Origin of the sequence: Streptomyces sp. NPDC050164 (genome assembly GCF_044459945.1) — a bacterium.
Lineage (GTDB): Bacteria > Actinomycetota > Actinomycetes > Streptomycetales > Streptomycetaceae > Streptomyces > Streptomyces coeruleorubidus_A.
The window spans coordinates 19,647-34,741 of sequence record NZ_JBITJK010000017.1; the positions used below are offsets into that span (position 1 = coordinate 19,647).

At 71.0% G+C, this 15,095-nt stretch carries 15 protein-coding genes; 5 read left to right on the top strand and 10 right to left on the bottom strand.

Annotation, left to right across the window (positions count from 1 at the left end; translation table 11 throughout):
• Positions 1–88: 88 nt before the first annotated feature.
• The 4 genes from ACIBNA_RS22655 to ACIBNA_RS22670 form a co-directional block, all read right to left on the bottom strand.
• Positions 89–1,087: a hypothetical protein gene (locus ACIBNA_RS22655; protein ID WP_399166954.1), complete on the bottom strand. Its 999-nt coding sequence runs from the start codon at positions 1,085–1,087 to the stop codon at positions 89–91.
• A gap of 13 nt (positions 1,088–1,100) precedes the next feature.
• The gene (locus tag ACIBNA_RS22660; RefSeq protein ID WP_003993510.1) at positions 1,101–1,397 is read right to left on the bottom strand and encodes a DUF4193 domain-containing protein; all 297 of its coding nucleotides are present in this window, start codon (positions 1,395–1,397) and stop codon (positions 1,101–1,103) included.
• Positions 1,398–1,802: 405 nt separating this feature from the next.
• A complete protein-coding gene (locus ACIBNA_RS22665; protein WP_399166955.1) occupies positions 1,803–3,035 on the bottom strand; it encodes a sensor histidine kinase in 1,233 nt (410 codons plus the stop codon).
• 6 nt (positions 3,036–3,041) lie between these two features.
• On the bottom strand, positions 3,042–3,695 hold the full coding sequence (locus ACIBNA_RS22670) for a response regulator transcription factor (RefSeq protein WP_010353034.1): 654 nt from the start codon (positions 3,693–3,695) through the stop codon (positions 3,042–3,044).
• 411 nt (positions 3,696–4,106) lie between these two features.
• Between ACIBNA_RS22670 and ACIBNA_RS22675 the strand changes: the two genes are divergently transcribed.
• Positions 4,107–4,280: a hypothetical protein gene (locus tag ACIBNA_RS22675; RefSeq protein WP_167407432.1), complete on the top strand. Its 174-nt coding sequence runs from the start codon at positions 4,107–4,109 to the stop codon at positions 4,278–4,280.
• A gap of 119 nt (positions 4,281–4,399) precedes the next feature.
• Here the strand turns inward: ACIBNA_RS22675 and ACIBNA_RS22680 are convergent, their stop codons facing one another.
• A complete protein-coding gene (locus tag ACIBNA_RS22680; RefSeq protein ID WP_399166956.1) occupies positions 4,400–5,215 on the bottom strand; it encodes an inositol monophosphatase family protein in 816 nt (271 codons plus the stop codon).
• Positions 5,216–5,223: 8 nt separating this feature from the next.
• Positions 5,224–6,351, bottom strand: coding sequence for a ferrochelatase (locus tag ACIBNA_RS22685; protein ID WP_399166957.1), 1,128 nt, complete (start codon positions 6,349–6,351; stop codon positions 5,224–5,226).
• 157 nt (positions 6,352–6,508) lie between these two features.
• Here ACIBNA_RS22685 and ACIBNA_RS22690 point away from each other — a divergent pair, with 157 nt between their 5' ends.
• The 3 genes from ACIBNA_RS22690 to sepH all read left to right on the top strand — a co-directional run bounded on the left by ACIBNA_RS22690 (position 6,509) and on the right by sepH (position 10,553).
• The gene (locus ACIBNA_RS22690) at positions 6,509–7,747 is read left to right on the top strand and encodes an MFS transporter (protein WP_399166958.1); all 1,239 of its coding nucleotides are present in this window, start codon (positions 6,509–6,511) and stop codon (positions 7,745–7,747) included.
• A complete protein-coding gene (locus tag ACIBNA_RS22695; RefSeq protein WP_399166959.1) occupies positions 7,707–9,026 on the top strand; it encodes a D-arabinono-1,4-lactone oxidase in 1,320 nt (439 codons plus the stop codon). Before ACIBNA_RS22690 ends, ACIBNA_RS22695 begins: the two co-directional genes overlap by 41 nt.
• A 489-nt stretch (positions 9,027–9,515) precedes the next feature.
• The gene (sepH, locus tag ACIBNA_RS22700) at positions 9,516–10,553 is read left to right on the top strand and encodes a septation protein SepH (RefSeq protein WP_399166960.1); all 1,038 of its coding nucleotides are present in this window, start codon (positions 9,516–9,518) and stop codon (positions 10,551–10,553) included.
• Positions 10,554–10,621: 68 nt separating this feature from the next.
• Here sepH and ACIBNA_RS22705 read toward each other — a convergent pair whose 3' ends face one another.
• On the bottom strand, positions 10,622–11,473 hold the full coding sequence (locus ACIBNA_RS22705) for a sulfurtransferase (RefSeq protein WP_399166961.1): 852 nt from the start codon (positions 11,471–11,473) through the stop codon (positions 10,622–10,624).
• Positions 11,474–11,722: 249 nt separating this feature from the next.
• On the opposite strand from ACIBNA_RS22705, the gene ACIBNA_RS22710 reads away from it, so the two are divergent.
• A complete protein-coding gene (locus ACIBNA_RS22710; RefSeq protein WP_399166962.1) occupies positions 11,723–12,526 on the top strand; it encodes a VOC family protein in 804 nt (267 codons plus the stop codon).
• Positions 12,527–12,587: 61 nt separating this feature from the next.
• Here ACIBNA_RS22710 and ACIBNA_RS22715 read toward each other — a convergent pair whose 3' ends face one another.
• From ACIBNA_RS22715 to ACIBNA_RS22725, 3 genes are read right to left on the bottom strand one after another with little or no spacing between them, the layout of a single operon-like run.
• Positions 12,588–13,238: a thymidine kinase gene (locus tag ACIBNA_RS22715; protein WP_399166963.1), complete on the bottom strand. Its 651-nt coding sequence runs from the start codon at positions 13,236–13,238 to the stop codon at positions 12,588–12,590.
• A 56-nt stretch (positions 13,239–13,294) separates the two neighbouring features.
• Positions 13,295–14,491: an alkaline phosphatase family protein gene (locus ACIBNA_RS22720; protein ID WP_399166964.1), complete on the bottom strand. Its 1,197-nt coding sequence runs from the start codon at positions 14,489–14,491 to the stop codon at positions 13,295–13,297.
• Positions 14,491–15,087, bottom strand: coding sequence for a DUF5998 family protein (locus ACIBNA_RS22725; protein ID WP_274820313.1), 597 nt, complete (start codon positions 15,085–15,087; stop codon positions 14,491–14,493). The genes ACIBNA_RS22720 and ACIBNA_RS22725 overlap by 1 nt, the downstream gene beginning before the upstream one ends.
• Positions 15,088–15,095 lie beyond the last annotated feature (8 nt).

A 15,095-nucleotide genomic window follows, 5' to 3' on the forward strand; every position in this document is an offset into this window, starting at 1 on the left:
CCTGCGCGGGCTTCATCCGGCAGCGGCGGCAGACCGGCGGCACGCGCACGCGCACGCGGACACCCGGAAACGCGGGCCCGGTGTCGCCTCAGCGTCCGTCGTCGCGCTCGTCTCGATTCTCGTCGTGCTTTTCGTTCCCGAGATTTTCGTTCCCGAGATTTTCGGTTCCGAGGCGGCCCAAGGGGTCGTCGGTGATCTCGCCCATCTCCAGGGCGTCCGCCGGACGTTCAAGGACGGGGAGTGGCTCCAGGGCCTCCCAGGGCACCTGGATCTTGCGCAGGTCCTCGCGGATCCGGGCGGCGAGCTTTCTCGTCTCGCTGCGGTTCATGGCCGCCCCGACGGCGGCGCCGACCAGGAACGGCACCAGGTTCGGCATGCTGCGGACCATCCGCTTCATGATCCGCTGCCGCAGCTCGCGCTTCATGCGGCTGTTCAGCGCCGTGCTCAGCGTCGACGGCTTGGTCGCGTCGATCCCGCGCTCCCCCGACCACGAGTTGAGGTACGCGGTGCTGCGCTGCTTGAGGTTGCCGGGCGGCCGTACGCCGTAGACCTCGTGGAGCTCGGCGATCAGCTTCAGCTCGATCGCCGCGACGCCGGTGACCTCGGCGGCCAGTTCCGTCGGCATCGCGGGCGGCACGGGGAGCATCGCAGCCGCGCCGATGCCGGCTCCGACCGTCGCCGTCGCCTTCGCCGCGCCCGCGACGAGTTTGTCCGCGAGCTCTTCGGGCCCCAGACCCGGGAACTGCCTGCGGAGCGTCGCCAGGTCCCGTACGGGGACGCGCGGGGCCAGTTCGATGATCCGGTCGGCGAGATGGGCAAGCCCGGCCCGGGCCCGGACCGAGCCCTTGCGGACACTGTCCCTGGCCCGCTCCCGGAGCGTCCCCGCCATCCGCCGGGCGACGGGTGCGGGGACGTCCACGGACGCCGGGAGGTCTGCCCGGTCCGCTGCCGGTTCGAGCGAGGCCGCCCCCGTACCGGTTGAGCCTCGCTCGTCGTCACGCGCGCCGTGCTTCGGGCCGTCGATCGGCCCTTCGTCCGCTTTCCTCTTGGAGAAGCGGCGCTTCCAGGGAGGGGTCGAGCCAGTCACGGCCGACCCGTCCTCAGTCGCAGTCGCGGCAGATCGGCTGGCCGTTCTTCTCCCGGGCCAGCTGGCTGCGGTGGTGCACCAGGAAGCAGCTCATGCAGGTGAACTCGTCCTGCTGCTTCGGGAGCACTCGAACTGCCAGCTCCTCGTTCGAGAGATCGGCGCCGGGCAGTTCGAGGCCCTCTGCGGCCTCGAACTCGTCGACGTCCACTGCGGAGGCCGACTTGTCGTTCCGTCGAGCCTTCAGCTCTTCGAGGCTGTCCGAGTCAACGTCGTCATCGGTCTTGCGTGGAGTGTCGTAATCGGTTGCCATGTCGCTCTCCCCCTCTGGGTGTCTGCGGTGTCTCCAGCGCACGTAACGCGTGAGAGGCCGGACTTGTGCCCGACCTGAGGCGGAGATTTTGCCTCACATCAAGGTCTGTTACTCAATCGACACCCAGCCGGACTCCTCACGAGTGATCGGCTTGGATGGCGATGGGGACCGTACACGGTCCGAATGCCGCACTTCAAAGGCGTCTCACCGTGTACTTCCCGTGATCAAGACCCCCGAAAACCGGTACTTTCCCGACTTTCCGACAGGACACATGATCACGGAGAGTAGATGACCGGAAAGGCGCCCCTGTGATCGATCACACATGCGGCACGTGCGAGGAGATCTCGAAAATTCCGCGCAAAGCGAACATCCCCGTTTGCCGCCGAGTTGATCGGCGACATGATCTCAGACGGGCAGCGTGACCCGCATCACGAGCCCACCCCCTTCGCGCGGCTGTGCGTAGATGTGCCCGCCGTGCGCCCGGGCCACCGACCGGACGATGGACAGACCGAGTCCGACGCCCTTGTCGCTGCCCGTGCGCTCCGTGCGCAGCCGCCGGAACGGCTCGAAGAGGTTGTCGATCTCGTACGCCGGCACGACCGGACCCGTGTTGGAGACGACCAGGACGGCCTGGCCGTGCTGCTCCTCGGTGGTGACCTCGACCCAGCCGCCCTCTGCCACGTTGTAGCGCACGGCGTTCTGCACCAGGTTGAGCGCGATCCGCTCCAGCAGCACGCCGTTGCCCTGGACGACCGCGGGCTTCTGCTCGCCGCGGATCCGCACGCCCTTGGTCTCGGCCTCGCCTCGCACCTGGTCGATGGCCTGCCCGGCGACCTCGGCGAGGTCCACCGGGCCCCGCTCGACGACCTGGTTGTCGCTGCGGGCGAGCAGCAGCAGGCCCTCGACGAGCTGCTCGCTGCGTTCGTTGGTGGCCAGCAGCGTCTTGCCGAGCTGCTGGAGCTCCATCGGTGCGTTCGGGTCGGACAGGTGCACTTCGAGGAGCGTGCGGTTGATCGCCAGCGGTGTCCGCAGCTCGTGCGAGGCGTTGCCGACGAAGCGCTGCTGGGCGGTGAAGGCCCGCTGGAGCCGCTCCAGCATGTCGTCGAAGGTGTCCGCCAGCTCCTTCAGCTCGTCGTCCGGGCCGTCCAGCTCGATCCGGCGGGACAGGTCGGAGCCCGCCACCGCGCGCGCGGTGCGGGTGATCCGGCCCAGCGGCGACAGGACGCGGCCGGCCATGGCGTAGCCGAAGGCGAAGGCGATGACCGCCAGACCGAGCAGGGCCAGGAGCGAGCGGCTGAGCAGATTGTCCAGGGCGTTCTGGCGCTGCTCGTTGACGCACTGGTTCATGGCGTGGTTGAACTCGGCCGGCGAGGCCTGGTCGGGCAGGTTGCAGATGTCGCTGGTGACCTTGCCCTCGACGATCTTGAACGGCAGCTCGCTGCCCACGTTCAGCGCCTGCGCGGCCAGCAGGTAGATGATCGACAGCAGCAGGATGCCGGCGATCAGGAACATACCGCCGTAGAGCAGCGTGAGCCGTATGCGGATGGTCGGGCGCAGCCACGGCAAGGGCGGCGCGGGCCTTCTGGGGTCCCAGGTGGGCTTCGGGGGTGCCTGCGGGGGCGCGGGAGTCGCTGCCACGGGGTATCAGATCCGGTAGCCGGAGCCGGGGACCGTGACGATCACGGGCGGCTCGCCGAGCTTGCGGCGCAGGGTCATGACCGTCACGCGCACGACGTTCGTGAACGGGTCGGTGTTCTCGTCCCAGGCCTTCTCCAGCAGCTGCTCCGCCGAGACGACGGCGCCCTCGCTGCGCATCAGCACCTCCAGGACGGCGAACTCCTTGGGCGCGAGCTGGACCTCCCTGCCGTCGCGGAAGACCTCGCGGCGGTTGGGGTCGAGCTTGATCCCGGCGCGCTCCAGGACCGGCGGCAGGGGCACGCTGGTGCGCCGGCCGAGGGCGCGCACGCGCGCGATGAGCTCGCTGAACGCGAACGGCTTGGGCAGATAGTCGTCGGCGCCGATCTCCAGGCCCTCCACCCGGTCGCTGACGTCACCGGAGGCCGTGAGCATCAGCACGCGCGTGGGCATGCCGAGCTCGACGATCTTGCGGCAGACGTCGTCGCCGTGGACGAGCGGGAGGTCGCGGTCGAGAACGACCACGTCGTAGTCGTTGACACCGATGCGCTCCAGGGCGGCCGCGCCGTCGTACACGACGTCGACGGCCATGGCCTCCCGGCGCAGTCCGGTGGCCACCGCATCGGCGAGCAGTTGCTCGTCCTCGACGACGAGTACGCGCACGTTCCTGGTCCTTCCTCATGTCCACCCGCGTAGCGCCGTACAGGCGCAGCCGGGCAGGGGTCCTCGACGGTGTGTTGGTGTGTTGCCCTCCATCCTGCCCTTTTCGGCCATAAGTCGGAGGTAAGGCGAGTGCGGGGACGGGGCCCGAGGCGGAATAAGAGATTTTCTCCTCCGGTTAGGTTTCCGCGGAAGGGAGCTTGGGGAGGACGGCTTTACATCCCACGATCACGCTCTGCTGGTACCGCACCACCATGCGGTCGCATCAGCCCGCTTTCCGCAGGGCAGGCGTGGTGTCCGGCACCGTCGCCGCCCAGCTGAGCGGCGCTGGGCATCCACCGGAGACGTGATCGTCCCTTCCGAACGGCACACCCCCGTGCCATCGACCCACGACCCAGGACGAGGGGGCGCAGCATGGACGCATTCACCGCAGGACTTCTGCAGCGCATAAGGGCGACCGAGTCCGATCTGTCCCGGGCTCGCGACGAGGGCGACGACTTCCTCGTCGAGGTGGAGCAGGGCGAGCTCGACGACCTGCGCCGTCTCGCCGCCGAGCACGGTGTGGAGGTCAGCGCGACGAGCGTCTGATCAGGCCGTACGGAGCGGGCCCCGGCGAATCCAGCGCCGGGGCCCGCTTCGTCGTCCCTCGGCCCTGTTCACTCGGTGTTCGGCGTGCCGCCTGCCGTCGTATGACGGCCGGGCCGCCCTCAGTCGTGCCAGGCCCCGAAGTCCTCCAGCAGGCGCTGGAGGGGCTCGAAGACGCCCGGGGTCCCCGCGACCGCGAGATCACCCGACGGCCGCTCTCCGGGGCGTCCACCGGTCAGCGCGCCCGCCTCCCGGGCGATCAGGTCGCCCGCCGCGAGGTCCCAGGCGTGCAGGCCGCGCTCGTAGTAGCCGTCGAGGCGTCCCGCGGCGAGGTCGCACAGGTCGACCGCCGCCGAACCGCCGCGCCGGATGTCGCGCAGCAGCGGGATCAGCCGCTGGGCGACCTCGGCCTGGTGGGCGCGGACCTCGGCCACGTAGTTGAAGCCCGTCGAGACCAGCGCCTGGTCCAGGGGCGGCGCGGGACGGCAGGCCAGCCTGCGCTCGCCGTCCCAGGCCCCGCTGGCCCAGGCACCGCCGCCGAGCACCGCGTGGAAGGTCTCGCCGCGCATCGGGGCCGCGACGACCCCGACGACGGTCTCGCCGTCCTGCTCGGCGGCGATGGAGACGGACCAGGTGGGCAGCCCGTAGAGATAGTTGACCGTGCCGTCGAGCGGGTCGATCACCCAGCGGACGCCGCTCGTGCCGTCGGTGGTGCCGCCCTCCTCGCCGAGGATGCCGTCGTCCGGGCGGCGCTCGGCGATCAGGCCGGTGATCAGCTTCTCGGCCGCGATGTCCATCTCCGTGACGACGTCGATGGGGCTGGACTTGGTCGCGGCCACCGCGAGGTCGGCCGGGCGCCCGTCCCGCAGCAGCGCGCCCGCGCGGCGAGCGGCCTCCTGGGCGAGATCGAGCAGGTCCTTGTGCAGGGGGTCGGTCACGGGGCTCCTCACGCGTAGGTGCTGTCGGCGCCCGCGGCGGCGGGGCGGGGGGCGCGGGCCGGGCAGCAGCCGACCGGGCACAGGTGGTGGCTCGGCCCGAGGGCGCCCAGGGCACAGGGGGTGATCTCCTGCCCGCGCTCGACGGCGGCGCGCTCCACGACGAGCTCGCGGATCGCGGCGGCGAACCTCGGGTCGGCGCCGACGGTGGCCGAGCGGCGCATCGGCAGCCCCAGCTCCTCCGCCTTGGCCTTGGCCTCCGTGTCGAGGTCGTAGAGGACCTCCATGTGGTCGGAGACGAACCCGATGGGGGCGATCACCACGGCCGGGACACCGGCCGCGTGCCGCTCCTGAAGGTGGTCGCAGATGTCGGGCTCCAGCCACGGGATGTGCGGGGCGCCCGAGCGGGACTGGTAGACGAGCTGCCAGGGGTGGTCGACGCCGGTGCGCTCCCGGACGGCGTCCGCGATCAGCTTCGCCACGTCCAGGTGCTGCTTCACGTACGCGCCGCCGTCGCCGTGGTCCTCGACCGGGCCGGAGGTGTCGGCGGAGGCCGTCGGGATCGAGTGCGTCGAGAAGGCGATGTGCGCCCCGTCCCGGACGTCCTCGGGCAGCTCGGCGAGGGACCGGATCACCCCGTCGATCATGGGCTCCAGGAAGCCGGGGTGGTTGAAGTAGTGCCGCAGCTTGTCGACCTTCGGCAGCTCCAGCCCCTCGGCCTCCAGAGCCGCGAGCGAGTCGGCGAGGTTCTCGCGGTACTGCCGGCAGCCCGAGTAGGAGGCGTAGGCGCTGGTGGCGAGGACCAGGATGCGCCGCCGGCCGTCGCGGACCATCTCGCGCAGGGTGTCCGTCAGATACGGCGCCCAGTTGCGGTTGCCCCAGTAGACCGGCAGGTCCAGGCCGTGGTCGGCGAAGTCCTTGCGCAGGGCGTCCAGCAGGGCCCGGTTCTGGTCGTTGATGGGGCTGACTCCGCCGAACAGGAAGTAGTGCTGCCCGACTTCCTTGAGGCGTTCCTTGGGGATGCCGCGCCCACGCGTCACGTTCTCCAGGAACGGGACCACGTCGTCCGGGCCTTCCGGGCCGCCGAAGGAGAGCAGGAGCAGGGCGTCGTAGGGGGTGACATCGCGCGCGTCTGGCATGAGTCGATCCTGCCACCCTGCACTGACAGCCGGGAAACGGCGGGGTGACGCCTGCGCGGCGGCCGACCCCGGGCGGGCCTGACGGGTGCGTCGGAACACCGCGAGGCGTAATCTGTGTCGACGGCGTTCGCAGCTTACTGAGCCTTTCGGAGACCCCGTGCCCAGCCCCTACCGCGCCCTGTTCTCCGCTCCCGGCAGCAAGGGTTTCTCCGCCGCGGGCTTCCTCGGCCGTATGCCGCTGTCGATGATGGGCATCGGCGTGGTCACGATGGTCTCCCAGCTCACCGGGCGGTACGGCTTGGCCGGCGCCCTGTCGGCCACCATCGCGCTGGCGGCGGCGGTGGCCGGACCGCAGGTCTCGCGGCTGGTGGACCAGTACGGACAGCGGCGGGTGCTGCGGCCGGCGACGCTGATCTCGCTCACCGCGGCGGCCGTCCTGCTGTTCGCGGCGCACCACGGGTGGCCGGACTGGGTGCTGTACGTGGCGTGCGTCGGCATCGGCTGCGTGCCGAGCGTCGGCGCGATGATCCGGGCCCGCTGGGCGGCCTTGTACCGGGGCACCCCGCAGCTGCACACCGCGTACTCCTTCGAGTCCGTGGTGGACGAGGTGTGCTTCATCTTCGGGCCGATCATCTCCATCGGCCTGTCCACGGCCTGGTTCCCGGAGGCCGGTCCGCTGCTCGCCGCCTGCTTCCTGGCCGTCGGCGTCTTCTGGCTGACCGGGCAGCGCGCCACCGAGCCGAAGCCGCATCCGCGCGAACACCGTGGCGGGCGCACGGCCATGCGCTCGCGGGGCCTTCAGGTCCTGGTGGCCACCTTCGTGGCGACCGGGGCGATCTTCGGGGCGGTCGACGTGGTCACCGTGGCCTTCGCCGACGAGGAGGGGCACAAGGCCGCCGCGAGCATCGTCCTCGCGCTGTACGCGGCCGGTTCCTGCGTGGCGGGCATGGTTTTCGGACTGCTGCACTTCGCCGGGGCGCCGGAACGCCGGTGGCTGCTGGGCGTGTGCGCCATGGCCGTGAGTATGATCCCCCTCCTACTGGTCGGAAACTTGCCGTTTCTGGCCGTGGCGCTGTTCGTTGCGGGTCTGGCCATCGCTCCGACGATGATCACGACGATGTCCCTCATCGAAGAGCACGTACCACGCGCGCAGCTCACCGAGGGCATGACCTGGGTGAGCACCGGGCTCGCGGTGGGGGTCGCGCTCGGCTCCTCCGCGGCCGGCTGGGTGATCGACGCGGCCGGGGCGCGTGCCGGGTACGGGGTTCCGGCGGTGGCCGGGGCCGTCGCGGTCGCGGTGGGTTTCCTCGGATTCCGTCGGCTCAAGCGGCCGGCTACGGGTCGGGGAGGCTCCGTTGAGCAGCACAGCGAACGGAAAGAACGGCACGTGGCGTAACTGGGGCGGCAACGTCTCCGCGCGGCCCGCGCGGGAGGTCACCCCGGCCTCCGTCGACGAGCTGGCCGCCGCGGTGCGGCGGGCCGCCGAGGACGGTCTGAAGGTGAAGGCCGTCGGCAGCGGGCACTCCTTCACGTCCATAGCCGCGACGGACGGTGTGTTGATCCGCCCTCAACTGTTGACCGGCATACGCGACATTGATCGCGAGGCCATGACCGTCACGGTGGAGGCCGGCACCCCGCTCAAGAGACTCAACGTGGCCTTGGCGCGCGAGGGACTGTCGCTGACGAACATGGGCGACATCATGGAGCAGACGGTCTCCGGAGCCACCAGTACCGGCACGCACGGCACGGGCCGTGACTCCGGTTCGATCGCCGCCCAGATCAAGGGTCTGGAACTGGTCACCGCCGACGGCTCGGTCCTCACCTGCTCCGAGAAGGAGAACCCGGAGGTCTTCGCGGCCGCCCGCCTCGGCCTCGGCGCCCTGGGCATCGTCACCGCGATCACCTTCGCCGTGGAGCCCGTCTTCCTGCTCACGGCACGCGAGGAGCCGATGCCGTTCGACAGGGTCCTCTCCGACTTCGAGGAACTCTGGGCCGAGAACGAGCACTTCGAGTTCTACTGGTTCCCGCACACCGGGAACACCAACACCAAACGCAACAACCGCAGCGCGGGCCCGGAGAAGCCGGTGCCGCAGCTTCAGAGCTGGTTCGAGGACGAGTTCCTCTCCAACGGGGTCTTCCAGGTGGCCAACTGGGTCGGCCGCGCGGTGCCCGCCACGATCCCCGCGATCGCCCAGATCTCCAGCAAGGCGCTGTCCGCGCGGACCTACACCGATATCCCTTACAAGGTCTTCACGTCTCCGCGCCGGGTGCGCTTCGTGGAGATGGAGTATGCCGTTCCGCGCGCCGCCGTCGTCGAGGTGCTGCGCGAGTTGAGGACGATGGTCGACCGCTCCGGACTGAAGGTCAGCTTCCCCGTGGAGGTGCGCACCGCTCCGGCGGACGACATCACGCTGTCCACCGCCTCGGGCCGGGACACCGCGTACATCGCCGTCCATATGTTCCAGGGCACGCCCTACCAGCGGTACTTCACCGCGGCCGAACGGATCTTCACCGCCCACGAGGGCCGCCCGCACTGGGGCAAGGTGCACACCAGGGACGCCGAGTACTTCTCCCGGGTGTATCCGCGCTTCGCCGAGTTCACCGCACTGCGGGACCGTCTCGACCCTGATCGGCGGTTCCAGAACGACTACTTGCGGAGGGTTCTGGGGGCGTAGGCGACGCACTGGGGGTGCGTGTGTAGACCCCGAAGTACGAGGCACATGGTCGTTCAACTGCACAAGAAGGGGGCGCCTGTCCGAAACTGTTAGTTCCGTTTCTGAGGGTTTCGTGAAGTTCCCCACGCTCAAGATCGCGAAAAGCGGGCACAGGGCGGCCAAGTCCGACCCCTTGCCAGAAGTTGGACGGCGCGCCAATCCACGCACGTGGCCCAAATGGAGTACTGTTGCGAGCCCTGGGTCCGGTCTCCCGTCAGGGTGTACAGGGCCTTTAAGGACCGCCGGGAGGGGGGCTAGTTGCACAGGGTGACAGAGTTCGTCACTTAGCGTTGCGAATAGGTAACCGTGCCATAACGGCGATCCAGGGCCCGCGCCCGACACGCCGGGCAACTCGGCAAGGTTGTGGCAGGCTGCACCCGGGCAGGCCACACTCGACTAGCGGAAGCAGCGACGCACGTGACGTCGGCAGGCACCACCCGGGAGGTCCCCATGCCCGAACTGCGTGTCGTGGCCGTCTCGAATGACGGCACACGGCTGGTGCTGAAGGCTGCGGACAGCACGGAGTACACGCTTCCGATCGACGAACGGCTCCGCGCCGCCGTGCGCGGCGACCGTCCTCGCCTCGGCCAGATCGAGATCGAGGTGGAGAGCCACCTCCGCCCCCGCGACATCCAGGCGCGTATACGTGCCGGCGCGACCGCGGAAGAGGTCGCGCAGATGGCAGGCATCCCCGTCGACCGGGTCCGCCGCTTCGAGGGTCCGGTGCTCGCCGAGCGTGCGTTCATGGCCGAGCGGGCCCGCAAGACCCCGGTCCGCCGCCCCGGCGAGAACGCCGGTCCGCCGCTGGGCGAGGCCGTGCAGGAGCGACTGCTGCTGCGTGGTGCCGAGAAGGACACCGTCCAGTGGGACTCGTGGCGTCGCGACGACGGCACGTGGGAAGTCCTGCTGGTCTACTGCGTCGCGGGCGAACCGCACTCGGCGAGCTGGACGTACGACCCGCCCCGGCGGCTCGTCCAGGCCGTCGACGACGAGGCGCGCATGCTCATCGGCGAGTCCGACGACCTGGCCGCGCCCGAGCCCAGCTTCCCGTTCGTCCCGCGGATCGCCCGGCTGCCGCGCGACCGGCCGCTGGACCGTTCCGGCGACCGGGAGCGCCTCAGCCTTCCGGCGCAGGCGTCCGAGCCGGTGGAGGAGAGCCCGGATGAGCGGGACTCGCTGACCAGCCTGCTGGAGGCGGTGCCGAGCTTCCGCGGCGACCTGGTGGTGCCGGAGCGCCCGGCGCCGGAGCCCGAGGAGGAGGAGCCCGTCGCCGAACCGGAGGCGGAGGAGCCCCCGGCTCCCGCCGCCTCGGCCGGTTCCGCCTACGCGGACGTACTCATGCCGCGCTCCGTCGGCAGCCACCGCGACCGCCTCATCGGCGCCACCGACCGGCAGGCCGAGGCCGACGGCGTCCGACCGGGCCGCAGAGCCGCCGTCCCGAGCTGGGACGAGATCGTGTTCGGGACGCGGCGCAAGAAGCAGGAGTAGCCGGATCGGCTACGGCTACACGAGAGCGAGGGCCGCGCCTTCCGGGCGCGGCCCTCGCTCATGTCGGGTTACTGGGGATCCGGTCCCACGGCCACCGGCCGGTCCGGGTCCGAGGACCACTCCGACCACGAACCCACGTACAGCTCCGCCGGAATGCCGACGACCGCCAGCGCCAGGACCTCGTGGGCCGCGGACACCCCCGACCCGCAGTACACGCCGACCCGCGCGTCCTCGGTCACGCCAAGCCCCTTGAAACGCGCGCGCAGTTCCTCGGCGGGGAGGAAGCATCCGTCCGCCCCCACGTTCTCCGTGGTGGGCGCGGACACCGCTCCCGGGATGTGCCCGGCCACCGGATCGATCGGCTCCACCTCGCCCCGGTACCGCTCCCCCGCCCGCGCGTCCAGCAGGACCCCGGCCCGCGCCAACTCCGCGGCGGCGTCGGCGTCGAGCAGACCGGCCGCCCCCGGCTCGGGCACGAAGTCGCCCTCGGCCGGTGTCGGCACGGTCTTCTCCAACGGCCCCTCCCAGGCCGGCAACCCGCCGTCGAGGACCCGCACGTCGGGGTGCGCCGTCCAGCGCAGCAGCCACCACGCCCGGGCCGCCGCCCAGCCCTGGCCGCCGTCGTAGACGACCACCGGCCTACCGGACGAGACGCCCGCCCGGCGCATCGCGGCACCGAAGCGCGCGAGGTCGGGCAACGGATGCCGGCCACCCTCCCCCGGAGCCGAGGCCAACTCCCGGTCCAGGTCGACGAAGACGGCCCCGGGAAGGTGACCTGCCTCGTACGCGGCCCGGCCGTCGTACGGCGGCTCACCGGACGCCTTGGCCACGGTGAGCTGCCAGCGGACATCGAGCAGGACAGGCGGGTTGGCGCCCGTCAGGTCGCTCGCGAGGTCGGATGCGGAGATGATGGCGTTCATGGCTCCATCCTCGCGCACAGAGGTGGCCGAGCCGTCCGTGTCCGGCTACTGTGCTCGGCCGGACAGGGCGATCACGCGGTGTACGGGAACAAGCACATGTTGTACAGCTGAACGACACCTGCGACAAGCGCGCCGCAAGGGACAGCGCCCCGCACATCAGGCATTCTCCCGCACAGGGGCCGCCCCGCGGGGCGTACCCACGAGGGCTGCGCAGAGCACGCCCACCGCGAGGCCGAGAAGAGAGTGACGATGACCGACGCACGGGAGTCAGCCGGTCCGCACGGCGACACACCCGCTCGGCACACGCCCGGCACCCCCTGCTGGGTGAGCCTGATGGTGCACGGGCCGGCCGCGACCCAGGAGTTCTACGGAACGCTGTTCGGCTGGGAGTTCCAGCCGGGCCCTCAGCAACTCGGCCCGTACGTACGGGCGCTGCTCGACGGGCACGAGGTGGCGGGCATCGGCCGGTTGCCGCCGGACCGTCATCTGCCCATCGCGTGGACCCCCTACTTCGCCTCGGAGAACGCCGACCGGACCGCCGAGACGGTGCGCAGCTGCGGCGGCACGATCGGCGTGGGCCCGCTGGACGCCGCCGACGCCGGCCGCCTGGCGATCGGCTCCGATCCCTCGGGGGCGGTCTTCGGCATCTGGCAGGCCGCCGCGCACCTGGGCACGGCCGTCTCGGGCGTCCCCGGCACGCCCGCCTGGAACGAGCTGCTGACCTTCGATTCGGCGAGTGTCGCCAAGTTCTACCGGACGGTGTTCGGCTACGAGGAGGAGCCGGTGGTCTGCGCCGACTTCGACTACGTGACCCTGCACCTCGGCGGCCGGCCCGTCGCCGGCGTCCACGGGCTGGGGCAGGCGCTGCTCCGCGACCGAGGGCCGCACTGGGTGACGTACTTCCAGGTCGCGGACGTCGACGACGCCCTGGATCACCTTGTGCATCTGGGCGGGCAGGTCCTGAAGCCGGCCCACGACACCGCTCACGGCCGGGTGGCGGCGGTGGCGGATCCGGAGGGGGCGCGGTTCGCGCTGCTGCAACGGCAGCGCTGACGGTCCACCTGGTGGTCGGGAGCGCACCGCCGAGTGGGCAGGAGCACGACACCGCCGATGGTCAGGAGGACGACACCGGCAGCACGTCCGGGGACAGGGCCGCCGCGCGGGCCGTCGCCGAGGTCATGCGGCGCCTGTGGTGGCGGCGGCACAGGACCTCGTAGCCGATCTCGTCGGCGGAGCGGGTGACGTCTCCGACGACCACCTGGGCGCCCTCGACGACCATGACGCCGCCTACCGTGCGGGCGTTGTGCGTGGCCCGGGCGCCGCACCAGCACAGGGCCTCGACCTGGAGCACCTCGACCCGGTCGGCCAGTTCCACCAGCCGCTGGGAGCCGGGGAACAGCTTGGAGCGGAAGTCGGTCGTGATGCCGAAGGCGTAGACGTCGAGGCCCAGGTCGTCGACCACACGCGCGAGTTGGTCGATCTGCTCCGGCGCGAGGAACTGTGCCTCGTCGGCGATCACGTAGTCCGCGCGGCCGCCCTGCGAGAGGTGGTCGACGAGGTAGGCGTAGAGGTCCTGGCCGTCCTCGACCTCCACCGCGTCGGTGACCAGGCCGAGGCGGGAGGACAGCTTGCCCTCGCCGGCGCGGTCGTCGCGCGAGAAGATCATGCCCTGGAGGCCTCGCGCGGAGCGGTTGTGCTCGATCTGGAGAGCCAGCGTCGACTTCCCGCAGTCCATCGTTCCGGAGAAGAACACCAGCTCGGGCATGTCGAGTTGAGCACCTTTCGGCGGGAGAGGTCAGGCGGAGGAATCGGGGTGGGGCTTCAGGAGCGTACTTCGAGCAGCGGGACCAGCTGCTCGGCGGGGGTCATCGAACCGTGGTTGCCGACCATCGCCGACTCCTTCGGCTCCCGCTCGGAGGCGATGAGCAGGACGTCGTCGCGCGCGGCGGCGACCACGTCGCCGATCCGGCCGTACACCCGTTCGTCGATCTTCGGGCCGAACCAGCCCGCCGCGATGGCCTCGTCGCGGGAGGCCACCCAGAACTGCTCGCCGAGCACCTCGCGCCAGCAGGTCAGGACGTCGTTCGTGGCGCCGGGCACCGCGTAGACGTGCCGGGCGCGGCCCTCGCCGCCGAGCAGGGCGACTCCGGCGCTCAGCTCCCAGTCCTCGTCGAAGTCGATGCGGTGTTCCTCGTCGAACGGCACGTCGATCATGCCGTGGTCGGCGGTGATGTAGAGGGCGCTGCGCGGTGGCAGTTGCTCGGCCAGGCGCTGGACCAGGCGGTCGGCGTACATGAGCTGGCCGCGCCAGGTGTCGGAGTCGACGCCGAAGCGGTGACCGGCGCCGTCGACCTCGGCGAAGTACGTGTAGACCAGGGAGCGGTCGCCCGCGGCCAGTTGCTCGGCCGCCAGGTCCATACGGTCCTCGCCGGTCAGCCGCCCGAGGAACCTTCCACCGCTGAGCGCGACCCTGGTCAGCGGGGTGTTCTCGAAGGTCGGGGACGACACCTGCGCGGCGTGCACGCCCGCCTCGTGGGCCAGCTGGAAGACCGTCGGGTACGGCTGCCAGGGGCCGGGCGGGGTCCACGGCTGCCAGCGCAGCTGGTTCATCAGCTCGCCGGTGTCCGGGTTGCGCACGGTGTAGCCGGGCAGGCCGTGCGCGCCGGGCGGCAGGCCGGTGCCGACGGAGGCCAGGGAGGTGGCCGTGGTCGCCGGGTAGCCGGCGGTGAGGGGACGTCCGGTGCCGCCGCGCGAGGTGGCGAGCAGGGACGTCATGAAGGGGGCGTCCGCGGGGTGCGCCTTGAGCTGTTCCCAGCCGAGGCCGTCGATCAGGAACACGCAGTTCCGGTCGGCGGGGGTCAGCTCGGAGATCGCGGCGGTCATGCCCGGCACGCCCAGGCCGGCGGCCAGCGTGGGCAGCAGGTCGGCGAGGGAGCCGCTGCCGTACTCGGGGGACGGCGCGGAGGCGACTGTGAGCGGTTCGGGGTGGTGGTCCCAGGCCGTCATGGGGTGTGCCATCAGTGAGCGGTGTCCGCGGTCGCCTCGGAGAGAGCCTGCGCGAAGGCGAGCGCCTGACGCACGGTCTCCGGTCCGTCCCCGGCCTCGCTGACGCGCAGGCTGAGATCGTCCGCCGTCGAGTTGCCGGTGTAGCCGTGGTCCGCCTCGCAGTTGGGGTCGCCGCAGGCGGCCGGCTCCAGGTCGATGCGGGAGACGGCGCCCCAGCCGATGGTGAGGACGACCTCGCGGGGCAGCGTGCCCGGCTTGTACGACTCCGGGTTGGCGACCACTCGGCTGACCACGATCGACGAGATACGGCTCAGCTTCACGGACTCCGTCGACGTCGTGGCGTACGGCGTCGGGGAGGTGCCGTCGGCGGCCTGTTCGTCGGTGTGGCTGACGATGAAGCGGTGGTCGGTGAGGACGAGCACCGTCACGTGCCGCCGCACCTCGTTCTGGTCGAACGTCGTCTCCTGATGGACCAGGTACGACCGGATGGGCTCGCCGCCCACGGCGGCCTCCACCGCCTCGGCCACGAGGGCCGGGTAGTAGCCGCTGCGCTCGATCGCCGCCCGCAGCCCCTGGGTCGTCGTACTGGTCTTGGCCATGACGCCCATCCTACGGG